Source organism: Salmonella sp. 32031103-2018-00083-FB-01-SM-01 (assembly GCF_017571995.1).
Taxonomy (GTDB): Bacteria; Pseudomonadota; Gammaproteobacteria; order Enterobacterales; family Enterobacteriaceae; genus Salmonella; species Salmonella enterica.
The window spans coordinates 487,290-506,807 of sequence record NZ_JAGEQL010000002.1; the positions used below are offsets into that span (position 1 = coordinate 487,290).

The following is a 19,518-nucleotide window of genomic DNA, read 5'->3' on the forward strand; positions in this document are numbered from 1 at the left end:
GCTAAAACTCAAACTGATAGAGCAAATCAAGTGCCTGATCTACGCCAGACACTGCTTCCAGATATAGCTTAGGCATCAGGCGATAACGTAACGTGAGCGTCGCCAGAGAGTCAAATATCCCTACACCATACTTCACCTGTAGACCCGGCAGTACATAGCCGCTGACCACGACCTGAGACGAATCGCCCACCCCTTGCGTGTCCAGCGCCAGATTACTTACACCGAATGTCTCTCCGATTTTACCCACAACCTGACCACTTTGCGCAACCCCCAGGCCAATAAGCATGGAAGTCATTGCTGCGCTATCACTCTGATTGCTGTCCAACCCCTGCCCACGCAGCAGATAAGAAAGCGCTTCAGCCTGCGGCATCGCCGGATCGGAGAAGATTTCCGCTTTGGGTTCATCAGCAGTGCCTGTGACACGCACGCCCGCAATGACATCGTCTTCGGTGGCGTCAGGGTTACGGATCGCTTCGATATTGAGCAGCGGCTGATCCGGCGGGCCGGAGAACAGCAGCTCGCCTTTACGGACAAGCAGGTCCTGGCCGTAGGCGCGGAATCGGCCGTCAGGAATATTGATTTGACCATTCAGCCCCAGTCCCTGCTTATCCTGCGCGACTTTCAAATCGCCGGTCAAACGCGCTTTAAGCCCGAAGGCGTCGATGCGCACGTTGTTGCCGACGTGGACCGTCAGATTACTGTTGATGGGAATAGACGCTGTCTGCGGCGTTTCTGGTTGCAGGTCATTATTGAGCATAACCACATCGCTGGAGACGCCAACCGCGCTCTCCGGCAGGTCGTGCACCACAATTCGCGCCCACGGAACGTCCACACGCCCATCCAACGTGAACAGCGAAGGCGTCGCGTCAAAGACCACATCCGGCGAGACATCCAGGCGCACCATCGGCGGAACGGTAATCCGCACCCGGCTGCCTTTCGCCGTCACCCGCGCGCGCCAGTTGTCAATCTGGCTCCAGTCGGCGTTACCGTTCAGGTTAATTTGCCCTTGTTGTGTTCGCACGATACCGGCGAGCGTCGAACGCGTACCGCTAAAGTTCATGGTGAGCTGGCTCGGCTGCATCTCAAACGGCATAAAGTTACCGTCAATATCCAGCGCGCTAAGCTGCAACTGGCCAAACAACTGCGGGCTTTGCACATCGCCGCCCAGACGTAGCCTGGCGTTTAACATTCCCGCCGCTTTTTCGCCGCGCGAAAAGACAGGGTTGACCATCGCCAGATTGAGATTGCGCATGTTGACGTTACCGCCGAGATTGCGCCGCCCCTGAGGATCGGTTACCTGCACCTGGCCATCGAATTGACCATTGTTCGTCAGGCGAATCAGCCATCCCAGCTCGGCGCGATTATTATGCAGTTCGGCGCTGAGGTTCAGCGTCTCAAACGCGACCGGTAACGGCGCGTCATTGACGGTCTGCGTGACCTTCACGTTACGACCGGAAAGAGTGACCTTCCCCTGCGGCAATCCCTCCTGAGTGGTGTCCCACGACACGTCCGCTTTCCCGCTAAAGACCCCGCTGGCCTGCGTGGTATCAGGCATAAATGGCTTCAGCATCGCCAGATCAAAGCGGTTGAGATTGACCACCGCCCGTCCTGCGGCGCCCGCATCAATGGTTTGCGGGATGCACAGCTCGGCGTTCGGGTTCAGCCAACAATGCGGCCCGATACTGATTTTCTGTTCTTTATTACGGTAGTCCAGCGCAATCGCGCGGGTCAACGACCATGGCCCCACTGGCGTCTGGAAACGGGTGTCGCTTAACGTCCCTTTCCAGCGCGCCGCCTCGCGATCAAAACTGCCTGTCAGGGAGAGTTGACCGGATACCGGTTCTCCCTGAACACGGAGCTGTAGCTGATGCTGCTTCTCGCTGCCTTTGGCGTCAAGCGTCACCAGATTGATGTTAACGTCGGGCTGCGAAATCCGCTCTACGCGAACGTTGAGATGGCCCGCTATCTGATCGGTGGATTTAATATCGCCCTCAATGCGCGCCTGGGCGACAGACAGCTCCTGCCAGCGCAAGCCGCGGGCGGTGATATCCGCCAACAACTGCGGCGCTTCTACCGTACCGCGGACTTTAACGATTCCTTTTGCCATGCCGCCCAGTCCTGGCAGCGCATTATCCAGCCCTGGCGCATCGATGGCGGCATCAAGATTCAGCTCCTTAACGCCAAGCTCGCCTTTTATATCGGCGCTGTTTGGGCCCAGCGCAAGGTGCAGCCCCGGGATCGTCCACTGCATGTAGCTGTTGCCCTTTAGCGTCCCGTTGACGTTAACGCTGTTCTGCTTCACATTGCCGGTCAGCTTGAGCTCCGGGACATCCATCTGCCAGGTGCCGCCGTAGAGGCTGCCTTTGGTTTTCATGACGCCGTTAAGCTTCGCGGGCCAGTCCGGGATCTCTTTAGCGGTATTGATGCCATTCAGCGTCAGTTCGCCGCGCCAGCTAATCGCCTGCTGCCAGTCCACCAGCGCTTTCAGTTCGGTTTTTCCCTCCAGAGCGGCGACGGTGAGTTTATCGAGATTAATCTGCCGCTCATTCCCTTTGGCATCCAGCGTGATGGTCGCCGGCGGAATATCTTGTCCTTTCACGGCGGTTCGCATCGACAACGTATAGTCGGTCATCTTACCGCTCAGTTTGAGCTTCAGATCGTCAGCCTGAAACTGGGTATCACCCGTCAATGGCCAGGCAATGCGTTGGCTGACGACTTCAAGATTGAGCGGTAAACCGGCCTCCGCCAGCCGCGTCTGGGCGCGAAGCGCGACATCCATCGGCCCGGAAAGGTTCACCCCGACCTCCAGTTGTTCGCGTAGCGCGCCGCCGACCTTGAGTTTTATCTTTTCACCCTTTAGCGGATCGATATTCAGCGTACTGTTGAGCGTAATATCAACCGGCCAGTTATTGGCGAGCTGCGCCGTACCGGAGGCTTTCACCGTGCCCTGGTTGGCGTCGATATCCAGCGTATCCAGCTTCATATTACCGTCGATACTGCTGACTTTAAGCAGCATCGTGCGCACCGTCAGATCGGTATCGCCGGTGATGCGTAGCTGCTCGCCGCGAAATGACTCGATATTCAGATTGAGCGGCAGGTGAACATCGGTCATCTCCGGCATTACCGGTTTTGCTAACAGATCTTTTAGCGTTTCGCCAAGCGGCTTTTCATCCGGTTGAGGTTTCTCGATTTTGGGTTCAACCACCTCTTCCTGCGCCACGTCAGCGACCTTCGGCAGAGCGATCAGCAGTCCCTGAAGCCGCGTCGGTTTCAGGGTCAGGTTTTTCTCCTGCCATGCCAGCCCGGAGGTAAAATCCAGCACCGAAACGGTAGTGTCATCAATCTTGATATTGATGTTATTCAACGCCACGCGCGACAGCGTGATGGGCCAGGGGGTGGAGAGGTTCAGCGGTCCGCTTTCTTCCTCTTCTTGCGCCGGTTCGGAGGGTGGCATTTTTTTGCTGTCGATAGCGACATTAATGTCTTTTAGCGCCAGATCATTGACGCACAGGCTACTGCGCCACAGGCAATCAAGCCCGACGGCCAGATGAATTTCGCCCGCATTCACCGCAACGCCCGGCTGCTCATAGCGGATATTTTTTAACGATAAGTCCCGCCAGCCGCCGGTGACCTGCCCAATCTCCAGCCCCGGCACCCAGCGGTTCGCCGCACTGAATACCAGATGCAGCCCCGTCGTCGTCCCGACCAGAAACGCAACGCTCGCCAGTAACACCACAATGAAAATCAACACTCCGAGGCTTATTTTCTTCCATAAACTCATAATTCAGGCCCCAGACCGATATAAAACTGTAAACCGTGTTCGTCTTTGTCGCCGACCGGTACGGCAAAATCGAGTTTGACAGGCCCAACCGGCGACGCCCAGCGCACGCCGACCCCGGTCCCGGTTTTGAAATCGCTACGGCGAATATCACTCACCGCCTCGCCGCTATCGACAAACACCGCCCCCCACCATTTGCCGGTGACGTTATACTGGTACTCCAGCGATCCGGTTGCCAGTTTTGAGGCGCCTTTAAGATTGCCGTCGCTATCTTTAGGCGAAATAGATTTGTATTTATAGCCGCGAATACTGCGGTCGCCCCCGGCGAAGAAACGTAAATCCGGCGGAACTTTGTCGAAATCACCGGTTTCTATCCAGCCCAAATTGGCGCGCATCACAAAACGGTGGCGATCGTACAAAGTCCGAATCCAGACGTTTTGCGCCTGCAGCACGGAGAAATCCACGTCGGAGCCCCAGGCCGTATTCGAATAGTCTACCGAGTAGCGCTGCGAATCGCCCCAGGTTGGCATCAGCCCCCCTCGCGAGCGGGTTCGGCTGATCATCACGCCCGGGTAGAACAGCATGGTGGTATTGGTGACGTTCCCCTGGGTAAAGTGGTCGAAACTCCAGCGCAGGTTAATCGCCCGCTGCCAACCGCTGGAAAGGTCCCAGTAACGCGACACGGCAAGCGTGGTCGAGTCCTGCTCCGTATCATTCAAATCGGTACGTTTAAAACCGCCCTGTACCAGATAGTATTGCTCCAGCGGGTTTTTCAGCAGCGGCATTTTATAACTAAAATCCAGCACCTGTTCCGGTGCAGAAATACTGGTGCTGGTGGTCAGGCTATGACCGTAAGAGTTCATCCACGGTTTTTTCCACGACGCTTTCACGCGCGGCCCAACATCGGTGGAGTACCCCACCCCGGTTTCAATCGTGTTTTCGGTTCGCGGCGATACCACGCCTTTTAACGGCAGAATTTTTGTTTTACGCGATTTCTCAAATTCCGGCGCCACCACGACAGAATTAAACCATCCGGTAGCAGAAAGTCGGCGGTTTAGTTCCGCCAAATCTTTCGATTCGTACTCATCGCCCTCTTTAAACGGCAACAGATTTTGTAAATATTCATCACGAATCTGCGAACCTTCGAAGGTGACAGGTCCGAAGCGATAGCGCTCACCGCTATCATAATCAATATCCCAAAACGCCTGATGACGGCCCAGAGCAATTCCCAACTGACTTTTAACGAATTCGCTGTCGAAATAGCCTTTACGTAGCGACACGCTGGTTAACGACTTTTTAAAATTGTCATAGTCTCCCTGGTTCAGCACCGTGCCGATTGCCGGACGCGTTTTCAGTAAGGCCAGATAATCTTTGTCCGTGCGCGCGCCGCCGCGTAAAATGACTTCTGTACCGCCAATCAACACCGGCTGGCCGGGCGTAACCCTGGCGATTAATACCTGCCGTCCTTTCGCAGGCGGTGGAAGCAGGTCGAATTTGATAGTGGGTTCGTAATAGCCTAACGCTTTAAGCCCTTCGCGAATCGCATCATCAACTCGGGCGCGAAAGCGCCGATCCGGCGTCACCTCATCGCTCTGAATCGTAGAGAGCTGTGCGCGAACGTTTTTTTCCAGCTCTCCGGATAGCCCTTCGACTTTCAGACGAACATTTGCGGCTACCGCAGAACTGCTCAGGCATAGTAAGCTAACCCAACATAACTGACGGATATGTGGCACATTTTCTCCTGAATATCCCCTATTCCCACCCCTGGAAAAAATCACACTACCGCTCCGCGGCTTAACATAAAATCAACAATTTCGATTGAAAAGCAGACGACTGCCCAAATATTTCTTATGGTTAAATCCAGATACATTAATGTTGTTATTGTGTGCAAAGATGCGTCTCGTTACAACCTTAACGCCAATTAACGCTTTCGGGAGAATAGCTCATGAGTTTATTTGATAAAAAACATCTGGTTACTCAAGCAGATGCGTTACCAGGACGCAACACCCCGATGCCGATCGCCACTCTGCATGCGGTAAATGAACACTCTATGACCAATGTCCCTGCCGGGATGGAGATCGCCTACTTCGCTATGGGCTGTTTCTGGGGCGTAGAACGTTTATTCTGGCAATTGCCCGGCGTATATAGCACCGCGGCAGGGTATGCGGGCGGTTACACGCCTAATCCAACCTACCGGGAAGTCTGCTCCGGGCAGACCGGTCATGCCGAAGCGGTACGGATAGTGTACGATCCTGCCGTTATCCGTTATGAGCAGCTTTTACAGATTTTCTGGGAAAATCACGATCCAACGCAGGGGATGCAACAGGGTAACGATCACGGTACGCAATACCGTTCTGCGATTTATCCCTTAACGCCGGAACAGAGTGCCGCTGCTCACGCCAGTCGCGAGCGCTTTCAGTCGGCAATGGCCGCCGCCGGAAACCATCGCCCTATTACCACGGAAATCGCCCATGCGACGCCGTTTTACTACGCCGAAGATGAACACCAACAGTATCTGCACAAAAATCCATACGGTTACTGTGGGATTGGCGGGATCGGCGTTTGCCTGCCGCCTGACGCGTGACGACGCTGGCGTAGGGGGAACTTGTCGGAGTTGAAAATGAACCCTCTGGCGACTTTACAGTAGCTTACGCTATACTAGCCCTGAACTTATCGGCTCACTGCTACGAGCCGGTTTTCATTAAACGTTACCACACGGATTTATAAACTTCCCTTCCGAGGATCTGGCGTTTCGCCGGATAAGATATGTTAAACAGTATATTCATTATATTCTGCCTGATCGCTGTAAGTGCGTTCTTCTCCATCTCCGAGATCTCGCTTGCCGCATCACGTAAGATTAAACTTAAGTTATTAGCTGATGAAGGCAGTATCAACGCACAACGCGTATTGAAAATGCAGGAAAATCCCGGCATGTTTTTCACCGTTGTGCAAATTGGCCTGAACGCCGTCGCTATTCTTGGCGGTATCGTCGGCGATGCGGCATTTTCGCCCGCCTTTTCCGCCCTTTTCTCGCACTATATGTCGCCAGAACTCTCCGAGCAGCTGAGCTTTATTCTCTCTTTCTCGCTGGTGACGGGGCTGTTTATCCTGTTCGCGGATTTAACCCCGAAACGCATCGGTATGATTGCGCCAGAAGCTGTGGCTTTGCGTATCATCAACCCGATGCGCTTCTGCCTGTTCGTTTTTCGCCCGCTGGTGTGGCTGTTTAACGGCATGGCAAACAACATCTTCCGCCTGTTCAAAATTCCAATGGTGCGGAAAGACGACATTACTTCTGATGATATTTACGCAGTGGTGGAAGCCGGCGCGCTGGCGGGCGTCTTGCGCAAGCAAGAGCACGAACTGATTGAAAATGTGTTTGAACTTGAATCCCGCACCGTACCGTCTTCCATGACGCCGCGCGAAAGTATCATCTGGTTTGATCTGCACGAAGACGAGCAAAGCCTGAAGAAAAAGGTCGCCGAACATCCGCACTCAAAATTTTTGGTGTGTAATGAAGATATCGACCACATCATCGGCTATGTAGACTCCAAAGATCTGCTGAACCGCGTGCTGGCGAACCAAAGTATGGCGCTGAATGGCGGCGTGCAAATTCGCAATACCTTGATTGTGCCGGATACGCTGACCCTTTCTGAGGCGCTGGAAAGTTTCAAAACGGCGGGCGAGGATTTCGCGGTCATTATGAATGAATACGCACTGGTCGTCGGTATCATTACGCTGAACGATGTGATGACCACGCTAATGGGTGACCTGGTCGGCCAGGGACTGGAAGAGCAAATTGTGGCACGCGATGAAAATTCCTGGCTGGTTGACGGCGGCACGCCGATTGACGACGTCATGCGCGTGCTGGATATCGATGAGTTTCCGCAATCCGGCAACTATGAAACCATTGGCGGCTTTATGATGTTTATGCTGCGCAAGATTCCAAAACGTACTGATTCGGTGAAGTTTTCCGGCTACAAATTTGAAGTGGTGGATATCGACAACTACCGTATCGATCAGTTGCTGGTGACGCGTCTCGACAATAAAAGCAACGTACCGGCACCGAAACTGCCCGATGCGCAAGGTAAAGAAGACAGCGCGGCCTGAAATCCGTTTGCCAGAAACATCAACGGCTCCTGATTCAGGAGCCGTTTTTTTTACTTTTTTAACCTACTGCATAGCACTTTTGGTTACGCCATCTCAGTTTGCAGACGCATAACCTGACGGTTAACTTCAGACATCACAGACAAGTGCTGCTTGTCTCTCACTTTTGGGATAAGAATCTTACCCTTATCGAACTCAAAAGCGCCAACATCCTTGATATATAACCGTCCACGGAACAGGATCTTCACGTACTTCGCCACCTGTAGCGGGTTGTAGCGTTGGAAAATTTTCATTGTTGTCTCCTGCAGAGTATTACGCCCTTGCGGTGCCACAATCGGCCCAACAGTTTTAAGGCGCAAATTTTAATGCCATATGACTATAGACCATATCTACGTCGTTTCCAGTGTGCATAAGTATATTTACCTTTTGATTACAGTTATTCAGAATTATCTAAACATCAGCTCATTTTTCTCAGTATATGCCTTCATTTTTCACAGGAAGTGTGCGCCCGCCCGCAAACTGGCATCCCCTTTGCGGGAAAAAGCATCAATCGCACATATGATTAACTATCGGCCCAAAGTGGTCGGATCACCTGCAAAAAAATAAAGAAGGAATGACCATGACCCTACGTAAAATTCTGGCGATGTCGTGTCTGCTACTCCCCATAATGGCTTGTGCGCATAACCTTGAAGTTAACCAACGGGTGCCGCCGGTAGGCATTGCCGACCGTGGCGAACTGACGTTGAATAAAGATGAGTTTAGTTATAAAAACTGGAATAGCGCGCAGCTGGCGGGAAAAGTGCGCGTCCTGCTGCACATTGCGGGTCGAACGTCAGCGAAGGAAAAAAACGCCACGCTGATTGAAGCGATTAAATCCGCCGGGCTTCCGCATGACAGATACCAGACGACCACAATTGTGAACACTGATGATGCGATCCCAGGCTCCGGTATGTTCGTGCGTAGCAGTATAGAAAGTAATAAAAAGCTCTATCCGTGGTCGCAATTTATTGTCGACAGCAATGGCGTGGCGCGTAACGCCTGGCAATTAAAAGAAGAGGGGTCCGCCGTCATTGTGCTTGGCAAAGACGGTCGGGTTCAATGGGTGAAAGATGGCGCGTTAACCCAGCAAGAGGTACAGCAGGTGGTCGGCCTGCTGCATAAGCTCCTCAGTAAATAGTCACCCGGAAGCCGGGGTTAAGGAACGACTCACGAGGGGTATAGTCCAGCGTTTTTCCCTGCCAGTCGTGAACGTGTGCCCCGGCTGCAACGGCAATGGCATGACCTGCGGCAGTGTCCCAGACGCTGGTCGGCCCAAATCGGGGGTAAAGCTGCGCCTGGCCTTCCGCCACAAGACAGAATTTCAGCGAAGAACCAATAGAGGTTGTCTGATGTTCGCCAAGCTGTTGGAGATATTCGGTGAGCTCATCATCCGTATGCGAACGGCTAATCACCACCAGCGGCGGGCGGGCATCCCGGACCTGAATCTGCTTACGCACCCCGCACTCCTCTTTCCAGGCCTTACCTTCCGCCGCGTAGTACATCACTTTCAGCACCGGCGCATAGACAACGCCCAACACCGGCTTGCCCTGCTCAATCAGCGCGATATTGACCGTGAATTCGCCATTGCGCTTGATGAACTCTTTGGTGCCGTCGAGCGGATCGACCAGCCAGTAGCGCTGCCAGTGCTGGCGCACTTCCCAGGCAGGCGGATCTTCTTCTGAAAGCACCGGAATATCCGGCGTGAGCGTGCGTAACCCTTCGAGAATCACGGTATGTGCGGCGATATCCGCCGCAGTGACTGGAGAATCGTCCTGCTTGCGGGCGTACTCCATCGGTTTGGCTCCATCATAAACCTGCATAATGGCATCGCCCGCGTTCCGTGCAAGCTGGCATACTTGTTCTAACATTCTCCACCTCTTTATGACGGGGGCGTTAACTCGTTGTTTTACTTATACCCGATCGTTAAGGGTTCCGCCAACTGTGATACCGTCTGCGGTTTTGATAATACCTTTCATGGCATGATTCACCCTTCTGTGAACACTCGCAAAAAATCGGCCGGATGGGGCGGTTTCGCCTTCTTCTGGCGACGGTCGGAACGATATCGGGTTTCACTGTTTATCATCGCTATTTTTCACTATCCGGCTTTTCTATTGCGTTCTTAAAAGGTGCCTCTGATGATTAAGTTTAGTGCAACGCTTCTGGCTACGCTGATCGCCGCCAGCGTGAATGCGGCCACCGTCGATCTCCGCATCATGGAAACTACTGATTTACATAGCAACATGATGGATTTCGATTATTACAAGGATACCGCAACCGAAAAATTCGGATTGGTACGTACCGCAAGTTTGATTCATGCCGCCCGAAATGAAGTCAAAAACAGCGTGCTGGTGGATAACGGCGACCTGATTCAGGGGAGCCCTCTGGGCGATTATATGGCGGCAAAAGGGCTCAAAGACGGTGATGTTCACCCGGTCTATAAAGCGCTCAACACTCTGGATTACGCGGTTGGAAACCTCGGCAACCATGAGTTTAATTATGGTCTGAACTATCTGCATAACGCGCTGGCCGGCGCGAAATTCCCTTATGTTAACGCCAATATTATCGACGTTAAAACCCAAAAGCCGCTCTTTACGCCTTATCTGATTAAAGAGACGAACGTTATAGATAAAGACGGCAACCCGCAAACTCTGAAAATCGGCTATATCGGCTTTGTTCCGCCGCAAATCATGATTTGGGATAAAGCGAATCTGAGCGGCAAAGTTACCGTCAATGACATTACGGAAACCGCCCGGAAATATGTGCCCGAAATGCGCGAGAAAGGCGCTGATATCGTGGTAGTCATTGCTCACTCAGGCCTTTCTGCCGATCCGTACCACAGCATGGCGGAAAACTCGGTTTATTACCTCAGCGAAGTTCCCGGCGTCGACGCGATTATGTTTGGCCACGCCCACGCCGTCTTCCCCGGTAAAGATTTTGCCGACATCAAAGGCGCGGATATCGCCAAAGGTACGCTTAACGGCATTCCTGCGGTAATGCCTGGCATGTGGGGCGACCATCTGGGAGTGGTCGATCTGGTGCTCAATAACGACAGCGGCAAATGGCAGGTTACGCAGGCGAAAGCGGAAGCGCGGCCTATCTATGACGCCGCCGCTAAAAAGTCGCTGGCGGCGGAAGACAGTAAGCTGGTCGATATTCTGAAAGCCGATCACGATGCCACCCGCGAGTTTGTCAGCAAGCCCATCGGCAAGTCTGCCGATAACATGTACAGTTATCTTGCTCTGGTGCAGGACGATCCTACCGTACAGGTGGTGAATAACGCGCAAAAAGCGTATGTGGAACACTTTATTCAGGGCGATCCGGATCTGGCGAAACTGCCGGTGCTGTCCGCCGCCGCGCCGTTTAAAGTTGGCGGGCGTAAGAACGATCCTGCCAGTTTTGTCGAAGTGGAAAAAGGCCAGTTGACCTTCCGTAACGCCGCCGATCTTTATCTCTATCCGAATACGCTGGTGGTGGTGAAAGCCAGCGGCAAGGAGGTAAAAGAGTGGCTGGAATGTTCTGCCGGACAATTTAATCAGATTGATATTCACAGCAACAAACCGCAATCGTTGATCAATTGGGATGGCTTTCGCACCTATAATTTCGATGTCATTGATGGCGTGAATTATCAAATCGATGTGTCACAGCCCGCCCGCTATGATGGCGAATGCCAGATGGTGAATCCGCAGGCGGAACGTATTAAAAACCTGACCTTTAACGGTAAGCCTGTCGACCCGAACGCTACGTTCCTGGTCGCCACGAATAACTATCGCGCTTACGGCGGCAAGTTTGCCGGCACGGGCGACAGCCATATCGCCTTTGCGTCTCCGGATGAAAATCGCGCCGTGCTGGCGGCATGGATTGGCGCAGAGTCAAAACGCGCGGGCGAAATCCATCCGGCGGCGGATAATAACTGGCGTCTGGCGCCAATCCACAGCGATACGGCGCTGGATATCCGCTTTGAAACATCGCCAGGCGATAAAGCCGCTGCCTTCATTAAAGCGAAAGGGCAGTATCCGATGAAGAAGGTTGCCGTCGATGATATTGGTTTTGCCATTTATCAGGTGGATTTGAGCAAGTAACGTGAGTCCCGTATGGCGCTGCGTTTATTCGGCCTGACTGGCAGGCCGAATAAAGCGCTAGCCGCCATCTGATAAACGCTCCCGCTGCGCCAATACCTGGGGCAAATTCAGTTCTATCCAGTCCGCCAGTGCGGCGACTTTATCGCTCACCTGCTCGCCAAGCGGCGTCAGGCTGTACTCTACATGCGGCGGAACAACTGGATATGACACCCGGTTGAGAAATCCGTCCTGTTCAAGCGCCTGTAACGACTGCGCCAGCATCTTTTCACTCACGCCTCCCATCTTGCGGCGCAGGTCGCTAAAACGGTGTGTACCGTCGCGTAACGCGACCAGAATCAGTACGCCCCAGCGACTGGTGACATGTTTTAACACCTCACGGGACGGGCACTGTTCAGCAAAGAGATTGCCTTCACGCAACTGCCGGGAAAGAGTATGAGCGCGCATTGATACTTACCTTTTTGTACGTACTTACTAAAAGTAAGTTTAGGTGGTAGCGTAATAAAACACAAGACCAACACTGAGGAGTTCACCATGATTGCTATCACTGGCGCAACAGGCCAACTGGGCCAACACGTTATTGAAAACCTGCTAAAAACGACGCCCGCCAGTCACCTCGTCGCGATCGTCCGTAACCCGAAAAAAGCCGCCCCGCTCAGTCAGCGCGGGATTGCCGTTCGCCAGGCGGATTACGCTAACGAAGCCGCGCTGACCACCGCCTTACAGGGCGTTGATAAACTGCTGCTCATTTCATCCAGCGAAGTGGGACAACGCACCGCGCAGCACCGCAACGTCATTCAGGCCGCCATTGCCGCGAAGGTGAAATTCATCGCCTATACCAGCCTGCTACATGCGGATAAATCGCCGCTGGCGCTCGCCGATGAACATATTGAAACGGAAAAAATGCTGGCTGAGTCAGGTATTCCTCACACGCTATTACGTAACGGCTGGTATACGGAAAACTACCTGGCGAGCGTCCCTGCCGCGCTGAAGCATGGCGTCTTTATTGGCGCAGCGGGAGAAGGGAAAATCGCCTCCGCAATGCGCGCTGACTATGCCGCCGCCGCCGCGCGCGTCATCCGTGAAGAGGGTCACGCCGGGAATGTCTACGAACTGGCGGGTGATGACGCCTGGACATTAAGCCAGTTGGCGGATGAACTTACTCATCAGAGCGGAAAAAAAATCGTCTACCAGAACCTGAGTGAAGTCGATTTTGCCGCCGCGCTGAAAGGCGCAGGCCTGCCTGACGGACTGGCGGATATGTTAGCCAATTCTGACGCTGGCGCGGCGAAAGGCGGCCTGTTTGATGACAGCCATACGCTGCGTAAACTCATCGGTCGCCCGACGACGACGCTCACAGAAAGCCTTCGCTCCGTACTGTAAGTGTTAAAATTTAGTTAATTTATGTAGCATCCTCATAGACCTTCTCTGATAATGACAGAACGGTTTATGAGGAGAATCTGATGATTAGCGGCGTGCTATACGCCCTGCTGGCAGGGCTAATGTGGGGATTGATTTTCGTCGGCCCGTTAATCGTGCCGGATTACCCGGCCCTCTTACAGTCAATGGGACGCTATCTGGCGCTGGGGCTGATTGCCCTGCCGATTGCCTGGTTAGGCCGCACGCGGTTACGCCAGTTGACGCGCAAAGATTGGTCCACCGCCCTGTCGCTGACCCTGATGGGCAATGTAATCTATTACGCCTGCCTCGCCAGCGCTATTCAGCGAACCGGCGCGCCGGTGTCGACGATGATCATCGGGACATTGCCGGTCGTCATTCCGCTTTTCGCTAACGTTCTCTATAGCCAACGAGACGGCAGATTATCCTGGCGGCGTTTAGCGCCCGCGCTGGCGCTTATCGGTTTTGGCCTGCTGTGCGTCAATATTGCTGAACTTAGTCAGGGATTATCCGATGTTAGCGGCTGGCGCTATGGTTCAGGCATTGTGCTGGCGCTGATTTCCGTAGCGTGCTGGGCATGGTATGCGCTGCGCAACGCCCGCTGGCTGCGGGAAAATCCCGACAAACATCCCATGATGTGGGCAACGGCGCAGGCGCTGGTTACACTGCCGGTCTCGTTAATCGGCTACGCGGCGGTCTGTCTGTGGCTGAGTATCCAGAAACCGCTATTTACCCTGCCCTTTGGCCCGCATCCCGCGCTGTTTATCGGTCTGATGATCGCCATCGCGGTGCTGTGTTCCTGGGTGGGCGCGCTGTGCTGGAATATCGCCAGCCAAAAATTGCCAACCGTTATTTTAGGGCCGCTGATTGTTTTTGAGACGTTGGCGGGACTGCTCTATACCTTCATTCTGCGCCAGGAAATCCCGCCATTCCTGACGTTAAGCGGCATTGCGCTCCTGGTGGCGGGCGTGGTCATTGCCGTGAGAGCGAAACCGGAAAAAGCGACCGTCGTTCCGGTCACGGAACGCTAATCTCATCCTGGCTTAAATTATACGCACCCCGAAAGAGTTATAGCCTCGCCTTAAAGATGCATTTATAATACAACTTATATTATTGCAAATGAGGTAACGGCAATGGCTTATCGCGATCAACCTTTAGGCGAACTGGCGCTCTCTATTCCCCGCGCATCGGCGCTGTTTCGCCAGTACGATATGGATTACTGCTGCGGCGGAAAACAGACGCTGGCGCGCGCCGCCGCGCGTCACGACGTCGATATTGACATCATTGAAGCGCAACTCGCGCAGTTGGCTGAACAGCCCATCGAAAAAGACTGGCGCGCCGTTCCGCTGGCGGACATTATTGACCATATCGTGGTGCGCTATCATGATCGACACCGCGAACAACTGCCGGAGCTTATCCTGCAGGCAACCAAAGTGGAACGCGTTCACGCGGATAAGCCAAACGTCCCACGCGGCCTGACAAAATATCTCACCGCGCTGCATGAAGAGCTTTCCAGCCATATGATGAAAGAAGAACAGATCCTGTTCCCCATGATCAAACAGGGTATGGGTCGCCAGGCAACGGGCCCGATAAGCGTAATGGAAATCGAGCATGACGAGGCGGGAGAGCTGGTAGACGTCATCAAACACGTCACCCAAAATGTAACGCCGCCGCCAGAAGCCTGCACCACCTGGAAAGCGATGTATAACGGCATTAATGAGATGATTGATGATCTGATGGAGCACATCAGCCTGGAGAATAACGTGCTGTTCCCACGCGCGCTGGCCGGGGAATAATCGCCAGCCAGGCATTTTGCCGGATGGCGGCTGTAAACCGCGCCTTATCCGGCCTACAAATCAACGCTACGCTGTAAGCCCGGTAAGCGCCAGCGCCACCGGGCAAAACAATTAACGCATTCCCGCCATTCGTTTCTTACCTATCAACAGCCAGCCCAGACCCAACGTGATAAACCACAGCGGCGTCACGATCAGCGCCTGGCGCGTATCGTCTTCCAGCGTCAGTAATACCAGCACGAATGCAAAGAACGCCATGCAGACCCAGCACATCAGCTTACCGAGCGGCATCTTATAGATGGATTTTTCATGCAGGTGGGGACGCTTTTTGCGGTACACCAGGTATGAACACAGAATGATGGTCCAGACAAACATAAACAGGATAGCCGAAACCGTAGTGATCATGGTGAATGCGCCAATCACGCTCGGGTTGACCATCAGCATAACCACGCCGCCCAGCAGGCAGATACAGGAGAAGGTCAGGCCTTTCGCCGGTACCGCGCGTTTCGATAGCTTAGCGAACGCTTTTGGCGCCACGCCTTCTTGCGCCAGGCCAAACAGCATACGGCTGGTCGAGAAGACGCCGCTGTTGGCGGAAGACGCCGCCGAGGTCAGCACGACAAAGTTGATCACGCTCGCGGCGGCAGGTAGCCCCACCAGTACAAACAGCTCAACAAACGGGCTCTTATCCGGCACCACGGAACTCCACGGCGTCACCGACATAATGACAATCAGCGCAAAGACGTAGAACATGATGATACGGATCGGTATTGAGTTAATCGCGCGCGGCAGCGATTTTTCCGGATCTTTAGTTTCTGCGGCGGTAGTACCGACCAGCTCAATGCCCACGAAGGCGAACACCGCAATCTGGAAACCGGCAAAGAACCCGCTAATACCTTTCGGGAACCAGCCGCCGTCATTCCACAGATGCGCAAAAGACGCTTCAACGCCGGTCGGCGATTTAAAGTGCATCGCAATCATCACCAGCCCGACCACAATCAACGCCACGATGGCGACGATTTTGACCATAGCAAACCAAAATTCCATTTCACCAAACATTTTAACGGTGGCGAGGTTGAGGCTTAGCAGCAGGATCACTACCGCCAGCGAGGCGACCCAATCGGAAAGGCCGGGAAACCAGAACTGCGCGTAGGCGGTAATCGCCACCACGTCAGCCATACCGGTCACTACCCAGCAAAACCAGTACGTCCAGCCGGTGAAATATCCCGCCCAGGGGCCAAGCAGGTCGGAAGCAAAATCGCTAAACGATTTATATTCCAGATTCGAGAGCAGCAATTCCCCCATGGCGCGCATCACGAAAAAAAGCATAAAACCGATGATCATATACACAAAAATGATCGACGGTCCGGCGAGACTGATCGTTTTACCCGATCCCATAAACAGACCGGTACCAATAGCGCCGCCAATAGCGATAAGCTGTATATGACGGTTTGTAAGATTGCGCCGTAGCGACTGTTCAGCCGGAGCCTGTTCGTCGGCTGCGACTTTTACCTGATCTACCATGTTTTTCTTCCTGTACCTGTCTGTGTTGTGCGGGCTCTACGGCCTTTGGTCTATGATACGACGATCCTGTTATCAGGACTCATCGATATTAGGTAAGAATCGGCGGGATGAATACTAAGATTCAAATACAATGTTAATTTTATGTTTAAAATGAGTGTTATATCACTTTGATAATGCGAATTAGCTCACAAAAATACACGTAACGACGCCATTTGCAAAATAAAATATTGGCATCTGCTGAAGTCAGGGTTGCCGGATAAGGCGTTTACGCCGTCATCCGGCAAACCCGGAGCGCTTAGAGAATTTCCAGCAGTTCCACCTCAAACACCAGGGTGCTGAATGGCGGAATAGATGCCCCGGCCCCACGCTCGCCATAGGCCAGCTCCTGTGGGATAGTCAGTTCCCATTTGGAACCTACTGGCATCAGAGTCAGCGCTTCAATCCAGCCGGCGATCACGCCATTTACCGGGAATTCAGCCGGTTCGCCGCGCGCGACGGAGCTGTCAAATACGGTGCCATCAATAAGCTTACCGGTGTAATGCACGCGTACGCGGTCGGTACGCGCCGGAATCGCGCCTTCGCCCTGCGTCAGAACGCGGAACTGTAAACCAGATTCAGTACTGTTCACACCGTCTTTTTCGCGGTTTTCTTCCAGGTATTTCACGCCTTCGGCCGCCATCGCTTTGAAACGCTCACGACGCACCGCGTCCGCACGCTCATGAATTTCACGCAGCGCGCGATGCACCACATCAACAGGAACCGCCGGGTGTTTACCTTCCAGCGCATCAGCAATACCTGCAACCAGCGCTTCAGGCAACAGCCCTTCAAGACCGGATTCGCTGAGCTGCTGCCCTACCTGCAAACCAATGCCATAGCTCGCTTGCGCTTCAATAGTGTCAAAAGTCGGGGTGGCCATTATTTTTCCTTCATCGGATATCAAAAAAGTAGCGGGCAGCATAACAGCCACGCTTCTTCTGGTAAAACTTTGTCTCAGGGAGGATGACAAATCGCAGGGAAAAAGAAACAATAGATTATCCGTATTGATGTCACGAAAGCGGATAGCACTACCAGTATCATAGCGTTAGCCATCTATACTCTATGATTAAGGAACGAGATGCGGAGCAGGAGGTAAACCATGCCCGGGCGCTTTGAATTAAAACCAACCCTGGCGAAAATCTGGCACGCGCCGGATAATTTTCGCATCATGGAACCGCTGCCGCCTATGCATCGTCGTGGCATTATCATTGCCGCTATCGTGCTGGTGATCGGTTTCCTGCTGCCCGCCAGCGAGACCAGCGACTCGCCTGTCGTCACGCGGGAAGCGCAATTGGATCTGCAATCGCAATCACAGCCGCCGACGGAGGCCCAGCTTCAGGCGCAGCTGGTCGCGCCGCAAAACGATCCGGATCAGGTGGCGCCCGTTGCGCCGGAACCTATCCAGGAAGGCCAGCCGGAAGAACAAAACCAGCCGCAGACGCAGCCTTTCCAGCAGGATAACGGCATCGGTCAACAGTGGCGCTCGTACCGGGTTGAGCCTGGTAAAACTCTGGCGCAACTGTTCCGTGACCACGGACTGCCCCCAACAGACGTTTATGCAATGGCGCAGGTAGAAGGCGCTGGCAAGCCGCTGAGTAATCTCAAAAATGGTCAAATGATTAAAATTCGCCAGAATGCCAGCGGGGTGGTGACAGGTTTAACGATAGATGGCGATAACGGCCAACAGGTGCTGTTTACGCGTCAGCCTGACGGCAGTTTTATTCGCGCACAGTAACGCCGGCTACGCCTTACCCCGCCTGTACCCTATTCGTTCAGGTGAAGCATTACCGCTTCACCTTATTCACCCACCAGATCCCCGAACACACCAGCACCAGCGCGATCATGTATTTCCACTCCAGAATATTCTCGCCGAGGAAAATAGCCGAAAGAGCCGCGCCGGAAACCGGGATCAGAAAGTTAAACGGCGCAATCATCCCCACGCGATTATATTTGAGTAAAATGCTCCATAGCGCAAAAGCGACCGACGAGAGCAACGTCAGGTAGACTAAAATCGCCACCGACGAGAAGCCATGTATCGTCAGCGTACCGCCAAAAACGTAGCCGCCAATGACCAGTACCAGACCGCCAATCCCCAATTGATAGCCAGTCATGACCATCGGATCGACCGTCTGCGAGAGACGTTTGCCATACAATGTGGCCGCAGAAAGAATAAACGCCGCCAGCACCACGGAGCCTTCTCCCGGCAGATTAAAGCTGAAATCCAGGCCGTTGCTGACGTTCACCACCATGACGCCCGCAAAGCCCAGAATACAGCCGAGCGTTTTGTTGTAGCTCAATCGGTCGTTCTGATAAATAAAATGCGCCAGCAATACGCTGAAGAATGTGCCTGTCGCGTTCATGATTGAGCCTTTCACGCCGGAGGTAAACGCAAGGCCGATATAGAAAAAGAGATATTGCAGCGACGTCTGAGTCAGCCCCAGTAACGTTAACTGAGCAAACTGGCGCGGACGAAACCGACCAATCGGTTTACGCTGAAGCAGCGCGAACAGTAGCAGCAACCCACCCGCAAACAAAAAACGATAACCAGCAAAAACAATTTTAGAAGGGATATCGTCGGTGGCTATCTGAAAGAGGTCATAACCGCTTTTGATGGCTGGATAAGCGCTACCCCATAGCAGGCAACAAAATGCGGCACACACATAAACGACGTTTTTGCGGGCAAACGGGGAGGCCTGGCGTTGGGTATCCATTCTTTCACCAAGAAATTAAAATAATGTTTTATTTTTGATTATCGCGAAAAGAGGGG

General features: G+C 53.5%; 16 protein-coding genes. 8 read left to right on the forward strand and 8 right to left on the reverse strand.

The features are described 5' to 3' along the window. Position 1: 1 nt before the first annotated feature. The gene (gene tamB, locus J4614_RS08675; RefSeq protein ID WP_208293136.1) at positions 2–3,781 is read right to left on the reverse strand and encodes an autotransporter assembly complex protein TamB; all 3,780 of its coding nucleotides are present in this window, start codon (positions 3,779–3,781) and stop codon (positions 2–4) included. Beyond that, positions 3,778–5,511, reverse strand: a complete 1,734-nt coding sequence (tamA, locus tag J4614_RS08680; protein ID WP_001120237.1) for an autotransporter assembly complex protein TamA — start codon at positions 5,509–5,511, stop codon at positions 3,778–3,780. The genes tamB and tamA overlap by 4 nt, the downstream gene beginning before the upstream one ends. 212 nt (positions 5,512–5,723) lie before the next feature. Between tamA and msrA the strand changes: the two genes are divergently transcribed. Further along, positions 5,724–6,362 (forward strand): peptide-methionine (S)-S-oxide reductase MsrA, encoded by a 639-nt coding sequence (gene msrA / locus J4614_RS08685; protein WP_000051464.1) that lies wholly within the window; start codon positions 5,724–5,726, stop codon positions 6,360–6,362. A gap of 182 nt (positions 6,363–6,544) precedes the next feature. Beyond that, the gene (locus J4614_RS08690; protein WP_000934970.1) at positions 6,545–7,888 is read left to right on the forward strand and encodes a hemolysin family protein; all 1,344 of its coding nucleotides are present in this window, start codon (positions 6,545–6,547) and stop codon (positions 7,886–7,888) included. Between the two features lie 83 nt (positions 7,889–7,971). On the opposite strand, the gene J4614_RS08695 is transcribed toward J4614_RS08690, so the two are convergent. After that, on the reverse strand, positions 7,972–8,178 hold the full coding sequence (locus tag J4614_RS08695) for a DUF1107 domain-containing protein (protein ID WP_000689229.1): 207 nt from the start codon (positions 8,176–8,178) through the stop codon (positions 7,972–7,974). A gap of 326 nt (positions 8,179–8,504) precedes the next feature. On the opposite strand from J4614_RS08695, the gene J4614_RS08700 reads away from it, so the two are divergent. Further along, complete coding sequence (locus J4614_RS08700) at positions 8,505–9,062, forward strand: YtfJ family protein (protein WP_208293137.1); 558 nt, start codon at positions 8,505–8,507, stop codon at positions 9,060–9,062. Here J4614_RS08700 and cysQ read toward each other — a convergent pair. After that, positions 9,052–9,792 carry a 3'(2'),5'-bisphosphate nucleotidase CysQ gene (cysQ, locus tag J4614_RS08705; RefSeq protein ID WP_000893398.1) on the reverse strand — a complete coding sequence of 247 codons (741 nt, stop codon included), beginning with the start codon at positions 9,790–9,792 and terminating at the stop codon, positions 9,052–9,054. The two genes, J4614_RS08700 and cysQ, sit on opposite strands and share 11 nt — an antisense overlap. A 267-nt stretch (positions 9,793–10,059) precedes the next feature. Here cysQ and J4614_RS08710 point away from each other — a divergent pair, with 267 nt between their 5' ends. Further along, a complete protein-coding gene (locus J4614_RS08710; RefSeq protein WP_023197687.1) occupies positions 10,060–12,003 on the forward strand; it encodes a bifunctional 2',3'-cyclic-nucleotide 2'-phosphodiesterase/3'-nucleotidase in 1,944 nt (647 codons plus the stop codon). Positions 12,004–12,060: 57 nt separating this feature from the next. On the opposite strand, the gene J4614_RS08715 is transcribed toward J4614_RS08710, so the two are convergent. Beyond that, a complete protein-coding gene (locus J4614_RS08715; RefSeq protein WP_001201297.1) occupies positions 12,061–12,447 on the reverse strand; it encodes a helix-turn-helix domain-containing protein in 387 nt (128 codons plus the stop codon). 87 nt (positions 12,448–12,534) lie between these two features. Here J4614_RS08715 and J4614_RS08720 point away from each other — a divergent pair, with 87 nt between their 5' ends. From J4614_RS08720 to ytfE, 3 genes are all read left to right on the forward strand, one after another. Next, entirely contained in the window at positions 12,535–13,383 is an 849-nt protein-coding gene (locus tag J4614_RS08720; protein WP_000560616.1) for an SDR family oxidoreductase, read from the forward strand. Positions 13,384–13,463: 80 nt separating this feature from the next. Further along, a complete protein-coding gene (locus tag J4614_RS08725) occupies positions 13,464–14,429 on the forward strand; it encodes a DMT family transporter (protein WP_000623290.1) in 966 nt (321 codons plus the stop codon). 102 nt (positions 14,430–14,531) lie between these two features. Then, entirely contained in the window at positions 14,532–15,194 is a 663-nt protein-coding gene (ytfE, locus tag J4614_RS08730; protein WP_000331467.1) for an iron-sulfur cluster repair protein YtfE, read from the forward strand. Between the two features lie 111 nt (positions 15,195–15,305). Here the strand turns inward: ytfE and cycA are convergent, their stop codons facing one another. Both cycA and fklB read right to left on the reverse strand, forming a co-directional pair. Beyond that, positions 15,306–16,715, reverse strand: a complete 1,410-nt coding sequence (gene cycA, locus J4614_RS08735) for a D-serine/D-alanine/glycine transporter (RefSeq protein WP_000228323.1) — start codon at positions 16,713–16,715, stop codon at positions 15,306–15,308. Between the two features lie 295 nt (positions 16,716–17,010). Further along, entirely contained in the window at positions 17,011–17,631 is a 621-nt protein-coding gene (gene fklB, locus J4614_RS08740) for an FKBP-type peptidyl-prolyl cis-trans isomerase (protein ID WP_000235161.1), read from the reverse strand. A gap of 219 nt (positions 17,632–17,850) precedes the next feature. Here fklB and J4614_RS08745 point away from each other — a divergent pair, with 219 nt between their 5' ends. Next, on the forward strand, positions 17,851–18,486 hold the full coding sequence (locus J4614_RS08745) for an OapA family protein (RefSeq protein WP_001119444.1): 636 nt from the start codon (positions 17,851–17,853) through the stop codon (positions 18,484–18,486). A gap of 49 nt (positions 18,487–18,535) precedes the next feature. Here J4614_RS08745 and J4614_RS08750 read toward each other — a convergent pair whose 3' ends face one another. Continuing rightward, a complete protein-coding gene (locus J4614_RS08750; protein WP_000381075.1) occupies positions 18,536–19,462 on the reverse strand; it encodes a DMT family transporter in 927 nt (308 codons plus the stop codon). Positions 19,463–19,518 lie beyond the last annotated feature (56 nt).